This window comes from Zobellia alginiliquefaciens, assembly GCF_029323795.1.
In the GTDB taxonomy this organism is placed as follows: domain Bacteria; phylum Bacteroidota; class Bacteroidia; order Flavobacteriales; family Flavobacteriaceae; genus Zobellia; species Zobellia alginiliquefaciens.
Window position 1 is genome coordinate 1,373,251 of record NZ_CP119758.1, and the last position, 20,511, is coordinate 1,393,761.

General features: G+C 39.2%; 15 protein-coding genes and 1 tRNA gene. 7 read left to right on the plus strand and 9 right to left on the minus strand.

Annotation, left to right across the window (positions count from 1 at the left end; genetic code table 11):
* Positions 1–19: 19 nt before the first annotated feature.
* Both P0077_RS05750 and P0077_RS05755 read left to right on the plus strand, forming a co-directional pair.
* On the plus strand, positions 20–2,293 hold the full coding sequence (locus P0077_RS05750) for a sulfatase-like hydrolase/transferase (RefSeq protein WP_276168181.1): 2,274 nt from the start codon (positions 20–22) through the stop codon (positions 2,291–2,293).
* Positions 2,294–2,299: 6 nt separating this feature from the next.
* Positions 2,300–3,805: a sulfatase family protein gene (locus P0077_RS05755; RefSeq protein WP_276168182.1), complete on the plus strand. Its 1,506-nt coding sequence runs from the start codon at positions 2,300–2,302 to the stop codon at positions 3,803–3,805.
* Positions 3,806–3,815: 10 nt separating this feature from the next.
* On the opposite strand, the gene P0077_RS05760 is transcribed toward P0077_RS05755, so the two are convergent.
* The 3 genes from P0077_RS05760 to P0077_RS05770 form a co-directional block, all read right to left on the minus strand.
* On the minus strand, positions 3,816–4,967 hold the full coding sequence (locus tag P0077_RS05760) for a hypothetical protein (protein ID WP_276168183.1): 1,152 nt from the start codon (positions 4,965–4,967) through the stop codon (positions 3,816–3,818).
* Positions 4,968–5,454: 487 nt separating this feature from the next.
* Positions 5,455–6,633 carry an acyl-CoA dehydrogenase family protein gene (locus P0077_RS05765; RefSeq protein WP_276168184.1) on the minus strand — a complete coding sequence of 393 codons (1,179 nt, stop codon included), beginning with the start codon at positions 6,631–6,633 and terminating at the stop codon, positions 5,455–5,457.
* A gap of 55 nt (positions 6,634–6,688) precedes the next feature.
* Positions 6,689–7,399, minus strand: a complete 711-nt coding sequence (locus P0077_RS05770) for a tRNA1(Val) (adenine(37)-N6)-methyltransferase (RefSeq protein WP_276168185.1) — start codon at positions 7,397–7,399, stop codon at positions 6,689–6,691.
* 177 nt (positions 7,400–7,576) lie between these two features.
* On the opposite strand from P0077_RS05770, the gene P0077_RS05775 reads away from it, so the two are divergent.
* The gene (locus P0077_RS05775) at positions 7,577–8,620 is read left to right on the plus strand and encodes a sugar phosphate isomerase/epimerase family protein (protein WP_276168186.1); all 1,044 of its coding nucleotides are present in this window, start codon (positions 7,577–7,579) and stop codon (positions 8,618–8,620) included.
* Between the two features lie 41 nt (positions 8,621–8,661).
* Here the strand turns inward: P0077_RS05775 and rimM are convergent, their stop codons facing one another.
* Positions 8,662–9,192, minus strand: a complete 531-nt coding sequence (gene rimM / locus P0077_RS05780; RefSeq protein WP_276168187.1) for a ribosome maturation factor RimM — start codon at positions 9,190–9,192, stop codon at positions 8,662–8,664.
* 17 nt (positions 9,193–9,209) lie between these two features.
* Positions 9,210–9,746 (minus strand): 30S ribosomal protein S16, encoded by a 537-nt coding sequence (locus tag P0077_RS05785; RefSeq protein WP_276168188.1) that lies wholly within the window; start codon positions 9,744–9,746, stop codon positions 9,210–9,212.
* Between the two features lie 408 nt (positions 9,747–10,154).
* Here P0077_RS05785 and dnaE point away from each other — a divergent pair, with 408 nt between their 5' ends.
* The 4 genes from dnaE to P0077_RS05805 all read left to right on the plus strand — a co-directional run bounded on the left by dnaE (position 10,155) and on the right by P0077_RS05805 (position 16,245).
* Entirely contained in the window at positions 10,155–14,588 is a 4,434-nt protein-coding gene (gene dnaE, locus P0077_RS05790) for a DNA polymerase III subunit alpha (protein WP_276168189.1), read from the plus strand.
* 141 nt (positions 14,589–14,729) lie between these two features.
* Positions 14,730–15,047 (plus strand): thioredoxin, encoded by a 318-nt coding sequence (gene trxA, locus P0077_RS05795; protein ID WP_276168190.1) that lies wholly within the window; start codon positions 14,730–14,732, stop codon positions 15,045–15,047.
* Between the two features lie 122 nt (positions 15,048–15,169).
* Positions 15,170–16,099, plus strand: coding sequence for a DUF58 domain-containing protein (locus P0077_RS05800; protein ID WP_276168191.1), 930 nt, complete (start codon positions 15,170–15,172; stop codon positions 16,097–16,099).
* Positions 16,100–16,171: 72 nt separating this feature from the next.
* Positions 16,172–16,245: transfer RNA gene (locus P0077_RS05805), tRNA-Asp, on the plus strand.
* Between the two features lie 80 nt (positions 16,246–16,325).
* On the opposite strand, the gene P0077_RS05810 is transcribed toward P0077_RS05805, so the two are convergent.
* From P0077_RS05810 to P0077_RS05825, 4 genes are all read right to left on the minus strand, one after another.
* Positions 16,326–17,054: a hypothetical protein gene (locus P0077_RS05810; RefSeq protein ID WP_276168192.1), complete on the minus strand. Its 729-nt coding sequence runs from the start codon at positions 17,052–17,054 to the stop codon at positions 16,326–16,328.
* Positions 17,055–17,596: 542 nt separating this feature from the next.
* The gene (locus P0077_RS05815) at positions 17,597–17,791 is read right to left on the minus strand and encodes a hypothetical protein (RefSeq protein ID WP_276168193.1); all 195 of its coding nucleotides are present in this window, start codon (positions 17,789–17,791) and stop codon (positions 17,597–17,599) included.
* A 107-nt stretch (positions 17,792–17,898) separates the two neighbouring features.
* On the minus strand, positions 17,899–18,564 hold the full coding sequence (locus tag P0077_RS05820) for a response regulator transcription factor (RefSeq protein ID WP_276168194.1): 666 nt from the start codon (positions 18,562–18,564) through the stop codon (positions 17,899–17,901).
* Positions 18,565–18,576: 12 nt separating this feature from the next.
* Positions 18,577–20,508, minus strand: coding sequence for a tetratricopeptide repeat-containing sensor histidine kinase (locus P0077_RS05825; protein ID WP_276168195.1), 1,932 nt, complete (start codon positions 20,506–20,508; stop codon positions 18,577–18,579).
* Between the last annotated feature and the right edge of the window lie 3 nt (positions 20,509–20,511).

Consider the following 20,511-nt stretch of genomic DNA (forward strand, 5'->3'; position numbering starts at 1 on the left):
ACACTAAACCAACCTACCGATGAAACCGTTTTATTTTGCACTTTATTTTTTTCTGACCTTATCTTGTTACGCCCAAAAATCTCAACAGAAGGATGCGGACAAGCGCCCCAACATAATTTTAATAATGGTGGATGACTTGGGGTATGAGGGCATTGGCAGCTATGGCGGAACTTCATATAACACACCCAACATTGATAAACTAGCGGCAACCGGTATGCAATTCAATCAGGCTTATGCACAACCGCTTTGTACGCCAACCCGTGTAAAACTGATGACGGGGCAGTACAATTTCAGGAATTGGGAAGCTTTTGGAATTCTAAACCCAAGGGAAAAGACCTTCGGCCATATCATGCAAGATGCGGGTTATGCCACATGTATGGTGGGCAAATGGCAATTACAAAGTTACGACCCACCAGGCTACCCCGGAGGTGAACACAGAAGAGGAATCGGCATGAAAGTAGAAGATTCCGGTTTTGATGAATACAGTATGTTTCATGCCTTTCACACAGAAGACAAAGGCTCACGTTTTGCCAACCCAACAATTTATCAAAACGGTGAGTTTTTAAAGGAAACCGGTGGCAAGTACGGTCCTGATATTTTCTCGGCATATCTAAACGATTTTGTAAGTCGTAAAAAAGGTGGTCCTTTTTTTGTGTATTACCCTATGGCTTTGACACACGGCCCTTTCAATCCTACGCCTAACAGTGACGATTGGAAATACCCTGAAAAAAGATTGGATGAAGAAACTACCTATTTTAAGGATATGGTAGAGTATTTAGATAAAATTATTGGAGATATAGTGACCAACCTTGAAAAGAACGGTCTTCGTGAAGACACACTTCTTATGCTTTATTCCGATAACGGCACGCACCAAACTATCTTTTCCAGAATGGTAGACCGCACGGTTCAAGGAGGAAAAGGGCTAACGACCGAAGCGGGTATAAAGGTCCCATTTATCGCAAATTGGCCAAGTCATATTAAAGCCGGTACGGCATCGGACGAATTTATTGATGCCATTGACTTCATGCCCACTATCCTTGAGGCTACGAACACCCCAACTCCCTCCGGTTTTGAACCTGATGGGGAAAGTTTTTTACCCGTATTAAAAGGAAAACCTGTAGAACGCAGAAATTGGGTATTTATGAGCTATGACCCAAAACCGGGCTGGGACAAAAAGCAATTCGCTCCAGCGGAATTTGTATTGAACGAGAACTACAAACTTTACGGAGATGGCAGGTTTTATAACACCAAAAAAGATGTTTTGGAAAAAGATTCGTTATCATCCAATAAACTCTCTTTAAAGGAGAAACAACTTAAAGGGAAATTTCAAAAGGTTTTAGACTCGTTAAAAAAATATCCTACCTACGGATGGATAGAACGTTTGGCCCCAGAGTTTGACTCGTTAGTATCAAAACATGCCCGTATAGAATTGGTTGCCGAAGGATTTAATTGGTCCGAAGGCCCAGTTTGGCTTCCCAAAGAGCAGAAACTTATTTTTTCCGATGTTCCCGAAAACAAAATCTACGAGTGGGATAATATAGAAGGATTAAGTCTGTACATGGCGCCTTCCGGCGATACGGGTATTGAAAAAGGAAGTAATGGCAAAGGCTCAAACGGACTTATTCTTAATCCTCAAGGAGAATTGGTATTATGCCAAGTAGGCGACCGCAGAATTAGTAAACTTATAAGTTTAACGGATTCTCTTCATCCTAAATTTGAACCGGTAATTACCAATTATGAGGGTAAAAAGTTCAACTCACCCAATGATATGGATTATGACAATGACGGAAACTTATATTTTACGGACCCTTCTTTTGGTTTGGGAGGTGGTAAAAGTGATATTGGTTTCAACGGCGTCTATTTTTATGGAAAAAATAAAAAATTAGTCCTTTTAGACGACTCCATAAAAGCTCCAAATGGGATTGCGGTATCTAATGACAACAAAACTTTATACGTTGCAGATTCTTTCAAGGAGCAACCAAAAATCTTAGCATACGATATTGTTGGGAATGGAAAGGTAAGCAACAAAAGAATATTTTTTGATGCTACGGAACTACACAAAGCGAGCATCAGCAAACAATCTCCGGATGGAATGAAGATTGATGAAAAAGGCAATATTTTCTTGGCTGGACCCGATGGTGTTTTAGTTATATCTCCCTCTGGAAAGCATTTGGGAACCATTAGGACCGATAAAAACACTGGAAATTGTGAATTTAGCGATAATGGAAGGTACCTGTTCATTACTGCAGATAATTACCTTTTGAGAGTAAATCTAAGACCCTATTCGAAATAAAAACCCATGTTCAAAAACCACAATTTACCCGCAGTATTAGTATTCCTTCTATTGTTCTGCTCTTGTGCAGAGAAGAAAAAGGAAGAAGCAAAAGTTACCGAAGAACGCCCAAACATCGTCTTTATTATTGCCGATGATATGGCTTGGGACGATAGTGGTGCCTATGGGCACCCCCATATAAAAACTCCAAACATAGACCAACTGGCCCAAGACGGTATGCGTTTTGACAATGCATTTTTAACGGCCAGCTCATGTAGCCCAAGCAGAACAAGTATTATAACCGGGCTATACCCTCATAATACGGATGCAGAGCAGCTGCATTGGCCTTTACCAGCAAGCAAGGTTACTTTTGTTGAGGAATTGAAAAAATCCGGATACTGGACGGCTCAAGCAGGAAAATGGCATTTAGGAGATTCCATTAAAACACGTTTTGACCTTGTAAAAGATGTAGGCACCAAAGGATTTCAACTTTCACCTACCGGAGAAAAAACTAAAGAAAGTGGCGATGGTAGTGGTTGTGAAGATTGGGTTCCACTGTTGAAAGATAGACCGCAAGACCAACCTTTCTTTTTATGGCTGGCAGCAGTTGACCCGCACAGACCCTATACAGAAGATATTATAGACAACCCACATAGCCTAGAAGATGTAGTGCTTCCTCCCTATTTTCCAGATACCAAAGAGGTACGTAAAGATTTTACGCATTATTACAACGAGATAACCCGTCTTGATAATTACGTTGGGGAAGTAGTAGCTGAACTGGATAGACAAGGTGTTTCGGAAAACACCATAATCCTTTTCATTAGCGATAACGGCAGACCTTTTCCCAGAGATAAGACTACACTGTACGATGGAGGAATCAAGACACCTTGGATCGTAAAATGGCCAAAAGAAGTGGAAGCTAATTCGGTTAATACAAATTTGGTAAGCTCAATAGATATAGCACCTACTTTCTTAAAGCTAGCAGGTTTAGAGCCCTTATCCAGCTTTGAGGGCGAAGACTTTTTTCCTTTGTTAGCCGATACAAAATCAGAAATTAGAGATTTCATTTATGCCGAAGACCATTGGCATGATTACGAAGATTACACCAGAGCCATACGTACCGAAGAATTCAAATATATACGGAATTTTTATACGGATTTACCCAATACGCCTTCGGCAGATGCTTTTGTGAGCGATACATTTAAATCTATGCAAAGTTTAAAGAAGAAAGGTAAGCTAAACGAAGCGCAAATGGCTTGTTTCATAACCCCGCGACAAGAAGAAGAATTATACGATGTTGTCAATGACCCTTATGAACTTAAAAATCTAGCGCAAGACCCTGCACATGAGCAAACTCTTAAGAAATTACGAACGGAATTAAATAACATACGGAAAGCATCAAAAGATAGCCTACCTGATTTTAGAACACCAGATGAGTTTGACCGTGAAACAGGCAAATCAAATTCTTTCCGAAAAAGACCTAGACCTTCCAAGGTTGAAATGGAGAAAATTATACAGGCCATGAGTAAATAAAAGTGATTCCCTAAAAGCCAACTACCATTTCAAGGTTTAAATCGGTATTGACCCTATGCTGTCCTTTTACTTTAAATAGCGCTGTAAAGTACTTTTTGCCTTTCAAATGTTTCTTTTCAAACTTTTGAAGGCTATCATTATTCGTAAAATATTCAACAGTTGCGCTTACGCCAATATCATGTTGTGAAAAGAATACAAAATGGTCCGCGTTTCCCATACTTGGATACTTGGATACGATGGCATACTCTTGATCAACCACGGCATTTCCTAACGTAATTAAGGTGTCATTTAAAGTAGGGTGACGTGATAGTTCCAAAGTCCGTGCCGTTAGATTAAAATACGGATTCGCTTCATTAAAAAAGCGTATAAATTGATTCTCATTTTTCACCGGCCCGGCATAGATGGCATTACCTTCCTTAATTTCCGGCAACGTTGTTTGCGTTGAGAACCGTATAGAAAACTCTTTATCATATTCTTGAAAGAATTGCTGTAATCTTTGTGTGGCCATAGCGGCCATACGGGTAGTGTAACTATATTTTGAAGGATGTAATACGCCTTTCAACTCGGGTTTTGCCTCTAACAGGTCATAAAATCCGTCTACGGTATTTATCTCAAAATCTCTGGTCCACCCTTTTCCTCCGGTCATAGTTTGGCCCATAGCTCCAAAATGGTCTCCAAGAACAAGGTTTGTAGATTTATCCGTACCCAGCAAAGACCGCCACAACTGTGGCGCTTTTGGTGTCATATTTGTAAGCAACAATGCCACCAGTGCAATAACCAAAAGTCCGTAGGGAAGCAATTGTGACCAACTTATCTTGTTCATCTGTGCTACTGGTGCACGTTTTTTAACGAAACGTACTTTATACTGCCCCTTATCAATCTTTAATTGCCAAGCATCGGCGTCACCTTCCGTTTCATAATAGGCCGTCAACTTTTTTCTAAGGTTGTAGATGTTAACCCTGACCCTTGGATTATTTCTCTCTTCAGATAAATTATTTTTAAAAAACTCTAACTCAATTACAGTCTCCTTTAAGTGCGTGTCATTTTTAGTGGCTTCATAAAGGTATTGCAGCAAACCTCTACTAGTAGGTGCATTCTTAAAGGTTTCACTATCCTTTATTTTAGAAACGATTTCTTGTTCGATCCTTTCGGTTAGATGCATGAAGAATTTTAGTAAATAATTGGTTTGAGTTGAGTATTAACCGTGGTTACTACTATTAGGTAGGGGTAAAATACTAAGAATAAAGCGTAAATTATACATTTGATTTGATCATTTACTTCTTTAAAATTATCTATGCTGTATATTTTAGCTTATCAAACCAGTAAATGAAAACCAAAACGGTGGTTGGAACAGGGTTAAACTAAAAAGAGTCTCATCGGTTTCGATAAGACTCTTTTACGAGAACACTATATGAAAATGAAAAATTTTATTTCTATTTGATTAACACTGTAAACTTACGGCGGGAGTGCGCCATTTGAAAAAAAATGATGTGAACTAGCCGATTTCTGTTGTGAAAACGGCTTTTTAGTTGTGTATGGATAAAATCAGCTAGTGAAAACCAGAAAGTTCGAACTTCACAATTGAACACTATGAATTAGAATGTTCAGAAAACATCCTAATTTATGCCGTAACAATTGCTAAAATTAGATTATTGGAAAGCCGGAAAGCCCGTAATATCCATTCCGGTAATCAATAAGTGAATATCATGGGTTCCCTCATAAGTAATTACACTCTCCAAGTTCATCATGTGACGCATAATGCTATAATCCCCTGTAATTCCCATTCCGCCTAATATTTGTCTAGCTTCACGAGCAATCTTAATGGCCATATCCACATTATTTCTTTTAGCCATAGAAATCTGGGCAGAAGTGGCTTTTCCTTCATTTTTTAATTGCCCTAGACGGAAAGCCAGTAACTGGGCCTTGGTGATTTCAGTAATCATCTCGGCCAATTTCTTTTGCTGCAATTGAAAGGAAGCAATCGGTTTTCCAAATTGCACCCTTTCTTTAGCATATCTGAGTGCCGTATCATAACAATCCATAGCGGCACCAATGGCTCCCCAGGATATTCCATAGCGTGCAGAATCCAAACAACCTAAGGGCGCACCCAGTCCTGATTTGTTGGGCAATATGTTTTCTTTGGGCACTTTTACATTATCAAAAATTAACTCGCCGGTTGCCGAAGCTCGTAAAGACCATTTATTATGGGTTTCCGGAGTAGAAAAACCTTCCATACCGCGTTCTACAATAAGCCCGTGAATCCGACCTTCTTCATTTTTTGCCCAGACTACGGCAATATCCGCAAAAGGTGAATTAGAAATCCATAGCTTAGCACCATTTAAAAGGTAATGGTCTCCCATATCCTTAAACTTGGTTTCCATACCGCTAGGATTAGAACCGTGATTGGGCTCTGTGAGACCAAAACACCCCATCATTTCGCCAGTAGCCAACTTTGGCAAATACTTTTTTCGTTGCTCTTCAGTTCCGTAAGTAAAAATTGGATACATCACCAATGACGATTGTACGGATGCAGTTGAACGCACGCCACTATCGCCACGCTCTATTTCTTGCATAATGAGTCCGTAGCTGATCTGGTCCAATCCCGCTCCCCCATACTCCTCTGGAATATAAGGTCCGAACGCACCTATTTCGGCCAAACCTCCTAAAATTTGTTTCGGAAATTCTGCGTTCTGAGCATACTCTTCAATAATAGGGGAAATATCCCTTTTTACCCATTGGCGGGCAGCATCGCGCACCAATTTATGTTCTTCGGAAAAAAGGTCATCAAGATTATAATAGTCGGGAGCTTCGAACAAATCAGGTTTCATAAAATGGATTTTTATCAAATGTAACAATGAAATATAACACTATAAACCATAATTGTTACATTTTCAAATAAAAATCTTTTGTCAACGCTACATATTCCGCTGTGTACTCGTGTCTTCCAGTTTCGATAATCAACTCGCTCAAATCAACATCCGATTCAGCAAAACCAAATTGCAACAAACTTCGTTTAACTTCTGATGTTGTACTTCCCTTCACCCTAGTAATCCGCTGCGCATATAATCCAAAAGATTTTGCCAACTGTAAAAAAGCCGTTTCTTCTTTAAACGGAATAATCGTAGCAAACGAACCATCTTGGGCCAACAATTTTGACACCCCCTCCAATAGCTCATCAAAAGGTAACGATTGATTCTGCCTTGCATTATCACGCGAGCTGTCTCCGCTAGAAACATCTTCGGAATAAAAAGGCGGATTAGAAACAATCAAATCATACGGATCCTCCCATTCATCCACGAATTCATCAAGTCCTGCATGGTAACAAAAAAGTCGATCACCCCAATCCGAAGCTTCAAAATTTGAGACACACTGCTCATAAGCACCTTCATCAATCTCTAACGCATCAATACTATCGGCCAAACTACGCTGTGCTATCATCAATGCTATGAGTCCTGTTCCCGCGCCGATATCTAAAATAGATTCGGGGTTGTTTTCAATGGCTGCCCACGCCCCCAATAACACGCCATCAGTTCCCACTTTCATGGCACATTGGTCCTGTTCTACACTAAACTGCTTGAATTTGAACGGTTTCATTCTTAAAATCGGTATTTACACATTTCTATACCGGTGAAATATCCGAATAAAATTTCACCTCTTAAGGGTTTTGTTACACTGAGTATAAAAAATTGTCCTTAGTCTTGAAATTACCTAATTTTCTTTGAAATATTTTACTCATCAATAAATACCTCTCAACCCTTAAATTAATTTGTAATGCAAGACAACAAAAATGCCGGAAGGCGTAAATTCTTAAGAAACACCCTAACCGTAGCAGCTGGCTCAAGCCTAATTACACCATCTCTTTTTGGAGTGCCATCCATTCTAAAGTATTACAAGAAACCGAACTCTAAATTTAATGGAGTACAAATAGGCGTGATTACCTATTCTTTCCGAAGTATGGAGGATCAAAGTGCCGAAGCCACGCTTAAATACGTATTGGATTGTGGCATCAATGCCATTGAACTGATAGGCGACCCTGCAGAAGTTTTTGCCGGCAGACCCGAAAACACATTGGACAGAAGTGTATTTTTCGGGTTGATGAAAAAGAAACGGGGAGGAAACATTACCAAAGACGAAGCAAAAGAACTCACAGAAATACAGGCAGAACAAGCAGTTTACAACCAACAAGTTACCGAATGGCGAAAAAATGCGGATATGAAAAAGTTCAAGAAATTTCGCAAAATGTACAATGATGCGGGGGTTGACATCTATGCCTTTAAACCTAGAAATACCTTTGGCAAAAAAAATTCGGACGCTGATATTGACTGGGGCATGAAAACTGCCAAGGTGTTAGGAGCTAGCCATGTTACCGTTGAGCACCCTGGAGACGATGCCACCACACTAAGACTGGGCAATTTTGCCAAAAAACATGGAATTTACATTGCCTATCATGGTCATGAGCAACAAACTCCTACTTTCTGGGACACTGCTTTGGAGCAATCCAAATTCAATGCTTTAAACCTAGATTTAGGTCATTTTGTAGCTGCAGGAAATACTGCACCTTTAGATATCATAAAGAATAAGCATGGGTATATTAAAAGCATGCATTTAAAGGATAGGCAAATACCCGCGAACGGTAAGGGCAATCTAGTTTGGGGAAGTGGTGACACACCGCTAGCTGGCGCTCTACAATTGATTCGGGATAAAAAGTATAATTTTCCGGGAACCGTAGAACTGGAATATGAAATTCCTGAAGGCTCCAATGCCGTAGCGGAAGTTCAAAAATGTGTCTCCTTCTGTGAGAAGGCACTAAAATAAATGTAACGGATCCTAAAGAGGTAGACTAGGTTAACTCTGGTTTACCCTAAATATAGGTCAACCAAGCCATCTGGAGTACTTACATGAACAACCTTGCTATCGCGGTCAACCTTCCTCACGATTTGGTCTATTATGGGAACTAAAATTTCTTTCCCATCTTTTTCAATTTCGAAAATGGCCTGAGAGGTAGTATCGTTTACTCCAGTAATTTTCCCAATATTACCATGAGTATCATCTAGCACATCAAAACCGATGACCTCATGAAAGTAGAATTTATCCCCTTCCAACTTGGGAAGTGCCGATAAAGGTAGATAAAGTTCATGTCCCATTATCCGGTCTGCTGCCATTTCATCTTTTACTTCTTCAAAATCTATTCGTAGAAGTGACGATTTATGCAGGCGACATCTATCAATAAAAAATGGAACCAGTACATTGCCTTTCATCAAGACAAAAACTGATTCCATGTTTTCGTAAATCTCGGGCTCATCGGCATCCAGCTTAACCAGCACCTCACCCTTAAAACTATATTTAGAAACGATTTTACCGAGGTAGAAACAATCTTCCTTACGCATTTTCGTCCCTAATTTATTTATTCTTCTTCTTTAGACGCTTCAGCCTCTACAGATGGAGCTTCTTCAGCAGCAGCCTCATCACCTTCCGGTGCTTCTGGCAATGCAGCTTCGGCAGCAGCTTGTGCTCTCTTTTCGTTTACTTCTTTTTCAGCTTTTAAAGCCTCAGCTTTCGCCGCTTCTTTTTCCTGGTCAAGACCTTCAACCTTAGAAGCAATTTTACCTGTTTTTTCTTCTACCCAAGCATTAAATTTTTCTTCAGCTTGCTCTTCAGTTAATGCTCCTTTACGCACACCACCTAATAAATGATGCTTTAAAAGAACACCTCTGTAAGAAAGAATTGCTTTAGCAGTATCTGTAGGTTGTGCACCGTTTTGTAACCACTTTACAGAACTATCAACATCAAGTTCAATAGTTGCAGGGTTTGTATTAGGATTGTAGATACCTAATTTTTCCAAGAATTTACCATCTCTTTTAGCTCTAACATCTGCTGCTACGATCCAGTAGAATGGTTTTCCTTTTTTCCCGTGTCTTTGTAATCTAATTTTTACTGGCATATCACATTAATTTGTAGGGTGCCCGACCCTTGTTATTAATTCTAGTTTTTTAACTCGTTCGCCTTCAACAAGCAATGCTCATCTGAAAGCGGGTGCAAATATAATTCAAATTGTCGAATTGACAACATTGATTCAACGTTATTTGAACAACTGCATATAAAAACTTAAAAAGACATGTTTTACAAACACAAAAATAGTTCTTAAATACCCGCTACCATAAGCCGCTGCCATAAAATTACAAATTGATACACCACTAAATTTTGAGTTACTTAACCATACAAAACATCAAAATGGTACTCGTTAATAACTCTTAGCAATTCCGTTTTTTCTAACAGCTGCTTTTTAGTAATTTTATAGGCACTTTTCAGGTCAATGACCTGACCGCGTTGAACACTCAGAATATTCTATATGTACCTCATCTTTGATACCGAAACCACTGGTCTTCCAAAAAACTGGAATGCCCCTATTACCGACACTGACAACTGGCCACGTTGTATACAAATTGCATGGCAGCTGCATGACGAAATGGGTAAATGTATTGAACATCAAGATTATTTGGTGCGCCCTGATGGATTCAATATTCCATACGATGCCGAGCAAATTCACGGTATTTCTACCGAGCTAGCCGAGCAACAAGGTGTATCGCTTGCTGAAGTTTTAGAGAAATTCAACATTGCCATGTCCAAAACAAAATTCATTGTTGGACAGAACGTGGGATTCGATTTAAATATCATGGGTGCGGAATTCCACCGCTTAGGCGTTGAAAACCCATTGCAGGAATTACCCGTTTTAGATACGTGTACCGAGCATACGGCACAACTGTGCCAGATTCCCGGTGGTCGTGGTGGCAAGTTCAAACTTCCTACATTGACCGAATTGCATCAATATTTATTCGGTGAGCCTTTTGGAGAAGCGCATAATGCTACTGCGGATGTTGAGGCAACTACACGTTGTTTTTTAGAGCTTATCCGTAAGCAACAATACACCATTGAGCAATTAGATGTACAGCCAGATTATTTCAAGAATTTCTCTGAGGCCAACCCGCAAGAGATTCAGCTTATCGGCCTTAAGCACATCAACCTAAAAAAAGCATCGAAAAAAATAGCGGATGCGCTTTGGGAAAAAGATACGGGTGGAGTTTCACAAGAGGAAATACAAGAAAACCTTGCAACTTTAGAAAACGCAAGTTTCGCCCATTTACACAACCACACGCAGTTCTCCATATTACAATCTACCATTAGCGTCCCGGATTTGGTAAAAGCCGCAGCAAAAGCAAAAATGCCTGCCGTAGCCATGACAGATCATGCCAACATGATGGGGGCTTTTCACTTCGTAAATGGAGTCCTGAACCACAATAAAGGTGTTGTTGCAAGAAACGAAGCCAACTTAAAACGCTACGAAGCTACACAGAACGGAACACTGGAAGAAGGTGAAGAACCATTAGCGGAATTACCGGAACCAGAACAGGAAATCACCCCTATAATCGGTTGTGAATTTCAAGTCTGTGAAGACCACACCAACAAGTCTCAAAAAGACAATGGGTATCAAATAGTGATGCTCGCTAAAAGCAAAAAGGGTTATTTGAATTTAGCAAAAATGTCTTCCATTGCCTTTGTTGACGGTAAATATTATGTACCTCGTATCGATAAAAAAGTCATCGAGCAGTACAAAGAAGATGTCATGGTGTTGACAGGAAACCTTTATGGCGAAGTACCCAGTAAAGTATTGAACGTTGGTGAAAACCAGGCAGAAGAAGCCCTTATTTGGTGGAAAGAAACTTTTGGCGATGACCTTTATATAGAGATCATGCGTCACGGTCAAGAAGATGAAGACCGTGTAAATCAAGTTTTGATTCAGTTTGCCAAAAAACACAATGTAAAACTCGTTGCCACAAATAATACCTATTACGCCGAAAAAGAAAACGCTCATGCGCACGATATTCTTTTATGCGTAAAAGACGGTGAAAAGCAGTCCACCCCTATTGGTCGTGGTCGTGGCTATCGTTACGGTTTGCCTAACCAAGAATACTACTTTAAGTCTTCGGATGAGATGAAAGAGCTTTTTAAGGATATTCCTGAAGCTATCATTAATATTCAAGAAATCGTTGACAAAGTAGAGACCTTTACTTTGGCACGCGATGTACTGTTACCTGCTTTTGATATTCCTGAAGAATTTCAATTTGAAGAAGATAAATTGGACGGCGGTAAGCGTGGTGAGAACAAGTTTCTGCGTCACATTACCTATGAAGGTGCCAAAAAGAGATACGGTGAAATTACACCCGAAATTGATGAACGACTAGATTTTGAGCTTCAGGTAATTGAAAAAACAGGTTACCCTGGTTATTTCTTGATTGTTGAAGATTTCATTAGGGCCGCCAGAGATATGGATGTTTCCGTAGGTCCCGGTCGTGGATCTGCTGCAGGTTCTGCAGTTGCCTACTGTTTATGGATTACCAATTTGGACCCTATTCAGTACGACCTACTTTTTGAGCGTTTCCTAAATCCGGATCGTGTAAGTATGCCCGATATCGATATTGATTTTGATGACGAAGGGCGTAGCCGAGTTATGGATTATGTAATTGACAAGTACGGATCCAATCAGGTGGCGCAGATTATCACCTACGGTACTATGGCTGCAAAATCATCTATTCGTGATACGGCAAGAGCACTAGACCTTCCTTTGGGAGATGCAGACCGTATGGCGAAGTTGATTCCGAACATGTCTAAGCTGAAAAAGATTATCGGAGTCGATGAAAAAGTACTTAGAAGTAAGTTCAATAGTGAAGAGCTAGAGAAAATTAATGAGCTTCTGAATATATCGGAAGGCGACGGTTTAGAGTCCGAAACCCTTAACCAAGCTTACGTTTTAGAAGGTTCCGTTCGTAATACCGGTATTCACGCCTGTGGGGTGATCATTACCCCAGATGATATTACCAAGTTCGTACCCGTGGCACTTGCCAAGGATTCCGACATGTACTGTACGCAGTTTGACAACTCCGTAGTGGAAGATGCCGGACTGCTGAAGATGGATTTCTTGGGATTGAAAACGCTGACCTTAATTAAGGATACCGTTAAAATCGTAAAAGCGAAACACGGTGTTGAACTTGATCCGGAGAATTTTCCGTTGGATGATGAAAAAACATACGAGCTTTTCCAAAGAGGTGAAACCGTTGGGGTGTTCCAATATGAATCTCCCGGGATGCAAAAACACATGCGCTCGTTAAAGCCTACCGTTTTTGCGGATCTTATTGCCATGAACGCCTTGTACCGACCAGGTCCCATGGAATACATACCAAGTTTCATTGCCCGTAAACATGGTACCGAAGAAATTGTGTATGATTTGGATGCCTGTGAAGAATATTTAGCGGAAACCTATGGTATTACGGTATACCAAGAGCAGGTGATGCTCCTTTCGCAAAAGTTGGCGGACTTTACCAAAGGTGAAGCCGATGTCTTGCGTAAGGCGATGGGTAAAAAGCAGAAGCACGTACTTGACAAAATGAAGCCAAAATTCATTGATCAAGCTTCCGCAAAAGGACATGCCGTTGATAAACTGGAGAAAATTTGGAAAGACTGGGAAGCCTTTGCCGCTTACGCATTTAACAAATCGCACTCCACTTGCTATGCATGGATCGCCTACCAAACCGCCTATTGTAAAGCCCACTACCCTGCCGAATATATGGCGGCGGTATTGAGTAATAATATGAATGATATTAAACAGGTTACCTTCTTTATGGAAGAATGTAAGCGTATGGGCTTAGATGTACTTGGGCCGGACGTTAATGAATCTTTCTACAAGTTTGCCGTAAATGATGCCGGCGCCGTACGTTTTGGCATGGGCGCCGTAAAAGGAGTTGGTCGTGGAGCGGTTGAAACCATAGTAGAAAATAGAAAAGACGGTCCGTACAAGTCGGTTTTTGATTTTGCCAAACGCATAGATTTACGTGCAGCAAACAAAAAAGCATTTGAAAGTTTAGCCGTAGCCGGTGGTTTTGATTCTTTTGGGGACACCCATAGGGCACAGTATTTTCACGATGAGGGAGATGGGGTTACTTTCTTGGAAAAAACCGTTAAGTACGGTGCCAAATTTCAAGAAAGCGAAAATTCTAGTCAAGTGAGTCTTTTCGGAGATGCCAGTGAAGTTCAAATACCCGAACCTACCGTACCTCCTTGCGAAGAATGGGGCACCATGGAAAAACTCCGTAGAGAAAAAGAAGTAGTAGGTATTTACATTTCGGGTCACCCGTTAGACGATTTCAACACAGAAATTAAAGCGTTCTGCAATGCCTCCCTCGCAAATTTAAGTGACCTCTCAACCGTGGTGAACCGGGAACTCGCCTTTGCAGGTGTTATTACAGACGTTCAGCATCGGGTATCTAAAAACGGAAAAGGGTGGGCCTCATTTATTGTTGAGGATTACACAGAATCTTATGATTTCCGAATTTTCGGTGAAGAATACCTTAGGTTCAGGCATTTCTTAATGATAAATTCGTTCGCTTACATCAAGGTTTTTGTAAAGGACGGATGGACGAACAGGGATACCGGAAAAAAGGGAGACCCACGAATTCAATTCAACAGTTTTATGCTCCTTCAAGAAGTAATGGAGTCTTACGCCAAAAAGCTCACAATTAAATTGAATATTGACGACCTTAAGGAAGAAGACATTCATCAACTGAAAGACACGCTTATATCCCACCCTGGAAATCACCCCCTTAATTTTATAGTCTATGAAATGGACGAAGAAATTAAAGTAAGCCTATCCAGTAGAAAGCAAAAAGTACAAATAAGCAGCGAACTGTTAGCCACCCTAACGGACAATCAAGTTCATTATAAACTCAATTAAGCTAGCTTTTTAGATGAAAAATATAGAATTTTGACATTATAAATTAGATTGATAGCGCAATAGCTAAAACCAATGTATCGTTAGTAAGGAAACCGTAAGATATTTGACTAACTTTGCATAATATATTTAAAATTTAAAATCATGGCATTAGAAATAACAGACGCTACTTTTGATGAAGTAGTATTAAAAAGCGATAAACCGGTAGTAGTTGATTTTTGGGCAGCGTGGTGCGGACCTTGTAGAATGGTTGGACCTATCATTGAGGAAGTAAGTTCTGAATATGACGGTAAAGCTGTTGTAGGTAAAGTAGATGTAGATGCGAATCAAGAATTTGCGGCTAAATATGGTGTTAGAAACATCCCTACTGTATTGGTATTTAAAGACGGTGAAATTGTAAACCGTCAGGTTGGTGTTTCTCCAAAAAAAGTATACACAGACGCGATTGACGCGGCATTATAATTTTACGTTTCCCTGCAAATGGGACGATATAAAAAAAATTCCGCATTTAGCGGAATTTTTTTTGTCCATACCTCAACTCGTATCGCAACAAGCCTTTTCCGTTTAATACCTATCTTAGTGCTATGAACCTGCAATCGGAATTAAATAATACATCACTTTTCCAAAACCTGGAGCTATTGGCCAACCAAGTAGTGGAAGGCTTCATTAGTGGCATACACAAGAGTCCGTTTCATGGCTTTTCAGCAGAATTTGCAGAACATAAAATTTATAACCCAGGAGAAAGCACCAAGCATATTGACTGGAAACTTTTTGCAAAAACGGACAAGCTCTATACCAAAAGATATGAAGAAGAAACCAATTTAAGGTGCCATATGATTTTGGATAGCTCAGCATCAATGTACTACCCGGAGGTAAAGAACCTATCCGCTAGTAATCTGAACAAAATAGGCTTTAGTGCGCTCGCCATAGCAGCACTCATGAACATTTTAAAAAGGCAACGAGACGCCGTTGGACTCAGTGTATATTCAGACACCTATAATTTCTATTCACCCGAAAAAGGTAGTGAAAGACACCACCAGATGCTTTTGGCCAAGTTAAGTGAGGTCTGTTTAGACAAAAATCCCGCTCCGCAAACGGAAACCTACACCTATTTATACCAGATTGCGGAAAACATAAAAAGAAGGAGTCTCATATTTCTTTTTACGGATATGTTTCAAAATTCTACAAATGATGAAAAAATTTTTGAAGCTCTCCGACATTTAAAATACAACAAGCACGAGGTAGTATTATTCCATCTTTTGGACAAATCTACCGAGTACCATTTTGATTTTGACAATACCCCTAAACGTTTTCTAGATGTAGAGACCGGCGAACACATAGATTTGTATTCCAGCAACATAAAAGAATCCTACGAACGTAGTGTCCGCCACTATTTTGAAGATTTAAAATTAAAATGCGCCCAATATAGAATTAAATATGTGGAGGTAGATGTACGGGAGGATTTTTCAAAAATGCTGAACACCTATTTGGTAGAAAGGCAGAAATTTATCTAAAGATGAAACTTTTATTAAAAAATGTTTGTGCAATTGAAAATGCGGTGTATATTTGCACTCGCTAAACGCCACGGTCTGGTAGTTCAGTTGGTTAGAATACCTGCCTGTCACGCAGGGGGTCGCGGGTTCGAGTCCCGTCCAGACCGCGAAAAGCCTTCAACGCAAGTTGGAGGCTTTTTTAGTTTTACGGTTATTCCAAAACTAGAAATAAAATAAGTTCTAAAGGTTAATAATTATCCTCAAAAAAGAACTGATGAATATCAATAAGGCTACTCCGTTTAATCTGTACCAAATCTTTGGTGTCTTTTAGGAAAATACCTAAAGAACGTTCGTTGTAAACAAACTTCATATCGTTTGAATAATCCGTGACCACATACATATCTCCAGAGAGTTTGTAAAATGGTATAGCCATCTTATTTTTAATTCTAACTCCCCTATTCACAATTTTACCTTTCACCAATATTTTTTCGGTCTTATTATTGTCACTTTCCTTAGATGCTGTTTTTACATATGACACCATCATATTGGTCCATTCAAAACTATCTATTAAAAACCACTTTATTTTCGTAAAATCTATACCATACTCATTAATCCAACCGTGGCTCGTAAAACCTAACAACACTTGCTTTCTTCCGTTTAACTCTGGGTCATCTCCAGGTAGAAATTCTTGAATTTTAAACGTAATGAGCGAGGCAGAAGACATGTCTTTCAATTTCTTTCCATCAAAATCCAGTGTTTTTAAAGAGAAACTTGTTATTTCCGGATTGTTGGCCAACAACCATTCCGTGGCAGTAAGTTCCGCCCTTTCTTTCATCTGCTCTACCGCAGCTATACCTGCCCCAATAGCAACCAACGCACCAACAGCTCCAGCAACCGCAGCACCACTATCTTGAGCATGCCCCTGTTTTGGAAATGACAAAAGAAGGACGAATAAAAGAACTCCTATATTTTTCATACACTTACTTCTCTTTTTAATTACCTTTTATTAAAGACCGAGCCCGCAAAATTTGATAATCCCCCAATCACCTCCTTCAACAGGCCGGTCTATATTTTTATTAAAATCTTACAGCATGAAATAGCTCAGATTCATGAGATCAAACCTACCATCATAAAAAGACAATCCCTTACAGATATCCGTAAGGGATTGAAATTTGTTCAATGACCAAAAAAGGAACTACAGCAGATATTTCAGCTCAATCTTCAAAAAAAAAAAAAAAACTGCCTTATTTGGAAACGTACTTCAGAGCATTAGAAACCAACTTATTATAAGATGGGTGCTAATAGGACCTTTTGGCAAACCCTATCATTATATAGACTACATCGGAATTATTGTATTTGTGAGCTCAAGTTATTGGTGCAATTTCCGAGTCATCAGAACCGAGCAACGGAGTTATAGATTCACACTTGTAAATATTACCGTAAAACGTATCCGAGTTTATCGGAAAGTGGTAATTACACAACATAACCTGTTTCTTAATTTCAAAATTCCATTCTTAATCATACTCCAATACAACGCGGGCAAGGGTTAGCACGTTTAAACGTTTTTTGAGCTTTGGTAAGTGCTAAATCATAAGTGGCGTGATGGCCCAAATCGGTTTTACTTAAAGTAAATGCTAGTGAAAAACAATCTTCTGTATGTACATCATGGTCTCCATTAGATTGCGGGGTATTGTTCACGTAATATTTTGTCATTGCATAAATAGTTTGGCCAAACCTAATACCTTAAAAAGACAATCCCTTACAGATAACCGTAAGGGATTGACATCTATTGGCCGGGTAACATAATAGAAAATATAGTGTTAGAGTCTACCTTGCTTAATAAGCTTAGCAATAAGGTGATGGGTATTTTTAGCTCCAAAAGCATCAAACAATCTACTGACTTTTTTATCTATAGTACTTTCGCTATTGGGAGAAATATTCTGATTTTTCAATTTTTCGGAAATCTCTTTTTTCGTGAAACCTTCCGCCAAATCCTGTAAAATCATCAAATCATACTTATCCAACTCAAAAAGAGTATTGGCACTATTTAGATTAATTTGTGGAGAAACGTAGGTTCTATTTTGATAAACTTCTTGCATAGCGATAACCAGTTCGTTCAACCCGTTACGCCCTTTACAGACGTAACCGTTTATTTTTTGGTCCGTAAAAAGTGAATTAATTTCCGCAGGGTCTTCAATCATAGAATTCACGATAACCCTAATATTCGGATCTACCTCTCGTATAGCAGCAATAAGAGAATGGCCTGACGTTAGCTTTCGCTCCACAGGACCTTCCTTAAAAGACAAATCGGTTATTAATAGCTCATAGGGCTCACCATTAATACAAGCCAACTTAAACCTATTATAGGCCTTATCACAATACAACTCTTCTTGTATTTCTTCAATTTCCAGTCTATTTTCAAGCGCATTTACAATGCCTTTATTGGTATCTTGAAAGTCTTCTGCAATCAGTATTTTTTTGAACATAGTCTGCACTATTTAATTCGGAATTTCCACTTGGGCTTTAAAACCTTCGCCCTTCTCAGAATCAAAAGTAAGACTTCCGTTAATGGCCAGAATACGCTTTTCTGTATTCCATAGTCCATTTTTATTATTTAGGCTACCTTTTGCTGCTCCATTGCCATTATCCACATACTGTATTTTCAACTTGGTCTTGGTCTGTTCAAAATCTATAGAAACTACCGAAGCCCCACTATGCTTTTGCATATTTATCATAAACTCTTGAAGTACCTTATACAGGGTTTTCTTAGTTAAATCCGATAAGATGCCCCAATCTACCTCCTTACTTCCGGTAACTAATAGTTGGGTATTTTTACCATAACTGCTTAACATACCAAAAAGTACTTCTTTGAATCTTGAGCCGGTATCAACATCATTGATTTTCCTAGAAAAATCCCTACTCTGACTATATAAACCGTCAACAACATTTAAAACCTCTGTAGTATCCGAACCGTTCTGAAGCAATACCATGGCGTGGTTTAGTTTTCCCGCAAAATCATCATGCAGTTTTCTTGAAAATTCCGCCTCGGTTTCATAGGTGGCTTCTATTTTTGCCGTTCTGTTCTGCTGTTTCAAACGCCTTGCCCTCTGTATGAAAAAGAATACGCCACAAACAGATATTACCAGAACAAATGCTAAACCTGAGTATGATATTATTTTCTGATTGCGCTGTTCGGCAACTTCTAATTGATGTTCCGCATTTTTCTTTTCCAAGCGAAGAATAGATTCTTGCTTAAGCGTATCATCATATCTATATTTAGCAAATTGGGTCTTTACTTTTAGTTCTTGATCATACAAACTATCCTGCAAAAAAACATAGCGGTCTTTTACTTCAATATCATTGGGTGCCAGTTTCATTAGTTGCCGCAATGCATCCTTTTCTGCCCGTGGTATTTTTAAATCATTTGAAAGTTGAATTACAGAATCAAAATAGGATTTTGCTTTTCTTGGATTCTCCTTACTATAAAACTCCCCCAAGTGGGTATAACTGGCAATTAGACCTCTTTCATCCTTCGCCTCCATCCTTGTTTTCAATGGTTTCTCAAAAGCATTGGAACTAATTGATTCTCCTGATAACCATTTTGCATAGGCTAAATTATCTTGAACTCTAGCAAGCTCTTTTGGAGTAGTCTTCATACCTGAAGCTTTCTCTATTTTGCTCAAAAGTTCAATAGCTTTACCTAACTCACTATTATCAACATAACTAGCGGCTAAATTGTTTTTGTAAATCAAGCGGCTTTTATCGGAATCCGTTATACCTATTGCCTTTTGGTAATAATTTACGGCATCTGAAAAATTCAAAAGTTTCCTGTGGTTAGTAGCCAAGGTATTATAGCAATTGGCCCTTTTATCTGGTTTTTTTAAATACCGCAACGCATCCGTTAGCGTTTCTTTACTGCCGAAGAAGTCATTGTTGTTTTTTTGGATGACACCAATGTTCATTAGGCTTTCACCAATTTGACTACTATCGTTAACCTTTGCGAAATACTCTTTGGAATGCGAATAATTTTCGACAGCCTTAAAATAGTCGCGCTCTATTTCAGCAAAATAATATCCCCTTAAATAGTAATGGTCCGCTATCAAATTCGCATTATCTATTTTGGAATTATGACTTAGAAGCAAATCACTAAACAGGATTAGACTATCATATTGCTGAGCAGTAAAATGAAGCAAACTTTTTTCATCAAGAACATATGCATAAAGTGAATCTTCTACAGTGTCTATCAATTTATCATATGACCTATTTATTGCTTCCTGTCTCTCTTTCGTTGTAAGTGAAATGTCCTTAGAAACATTAAAATAGAACAAGATACTGTCCAAAGCCTCAACGGAGCGAACATCAGCCCTCTCATTCCCTGAAGAACAACAAATTATAAAACAAAAGGAAACCAAAAACAGAAACTTCTTCACAAG

Excerpts from the sequence above, each read along its gene's own strand:
- P0077_RS05750 (WP_276168181.1), top strand. The coding sequence starts at position 20 with ATGAAACCGTTTTATTTTGCACTTTATTTTTTTCTGACCTTATCTTGT.
- P0077_RS05755 (WP_276168182.1), top strand. The coding sequence starts at position 2,300 with ATGTTCAAAAACCACAATTTACCCGCAGTATTAGTATTCCTTCTATTG.
- P0077_RS05760 (WP_276168183.1), bottom strand. The coding sequence starts at position 4,967 with ATGCATCTAACCGAAAGGATCGAACAAGAAATCGTTTCTAAAATAAAG.
- P0077_RS05765 (WP_276168184.1), bottom strand. The coding sequence starts at position 6,633 with ATGAAACCTGATTTGTTCGAAGCTCCCGACTATTATAATCTTGATGAC.
- P0077_RS05770 (WP_276168185.1), bottom strand. The coding sequence starts at position 7,399 with ATGAAACCGTTCAAATTCAAGCAGTTTAGTGTAGAACAGGACCAATGT.
- P0077_RS05775 (WP_276168186.1), top strand. The coding sequence starts at position 7,577 with ATGCAAGACAACAAAAATGCCGGAAGGCGTAAATTCTTAAGAAACACC.
- rimM (WP_276168187.1), bottom strand. The coding sequence starts at position 9,192 with ATGCGTAAGGAAGATTGTTTCTACCTCGGTAAAATCGTTTCTAAATAT.
- P0077_RS05785 (WP_276168188.1), bottom strand. The coding sequence starts at position 9,746 with ATGCCAGTAAAAATTAGATTACAAAGACACGGGAAAAAAGGAAAACCA.
- dnaE (WP_276168189.1), top strand. The coding sequence starts at position 10,155 with ATGTACCTCATCTTTGATACCGAAACCACTGGTCTTCCAAAAAACTGG.
- trxA (WP_276168190.1), top strand. The coding sequence starts at position 14,730 with ATGGCATTAGAAATAACAGACGCTACTTTTGATGAAGTAGTATTAAAA.
- P0077_RS05800 (WP_276168191.1), top strand. The coding sequence starts at position 15,170 with ATGAACCTGCAATCGGAATTAAATAATACATCACTTTTCCAAAACCTG.
- P0077_RS05810 (WP_276168192.1), bottom strand. The coding sequence starts at position 17,054 with ATGAAAAATATAGGAGTTCTTTTATTCGTCCTTCTTTTGTCATTTCCA.
- P0077_RS05815 (WP_276168193.1), bottom strand. The coding sequence starts at position 17,791 with ATGACAAAATATTACGTGAACAATACCCCGCAATCTAATGGAGACCAT.
- P0077_RS05820 (WP_276168194.1), bottom strand. The coding sequence starts at position 18,564 with ATGTTCAAAAAAATACTGATTGCAGAAGACTTTCAAGATACCAATAAA.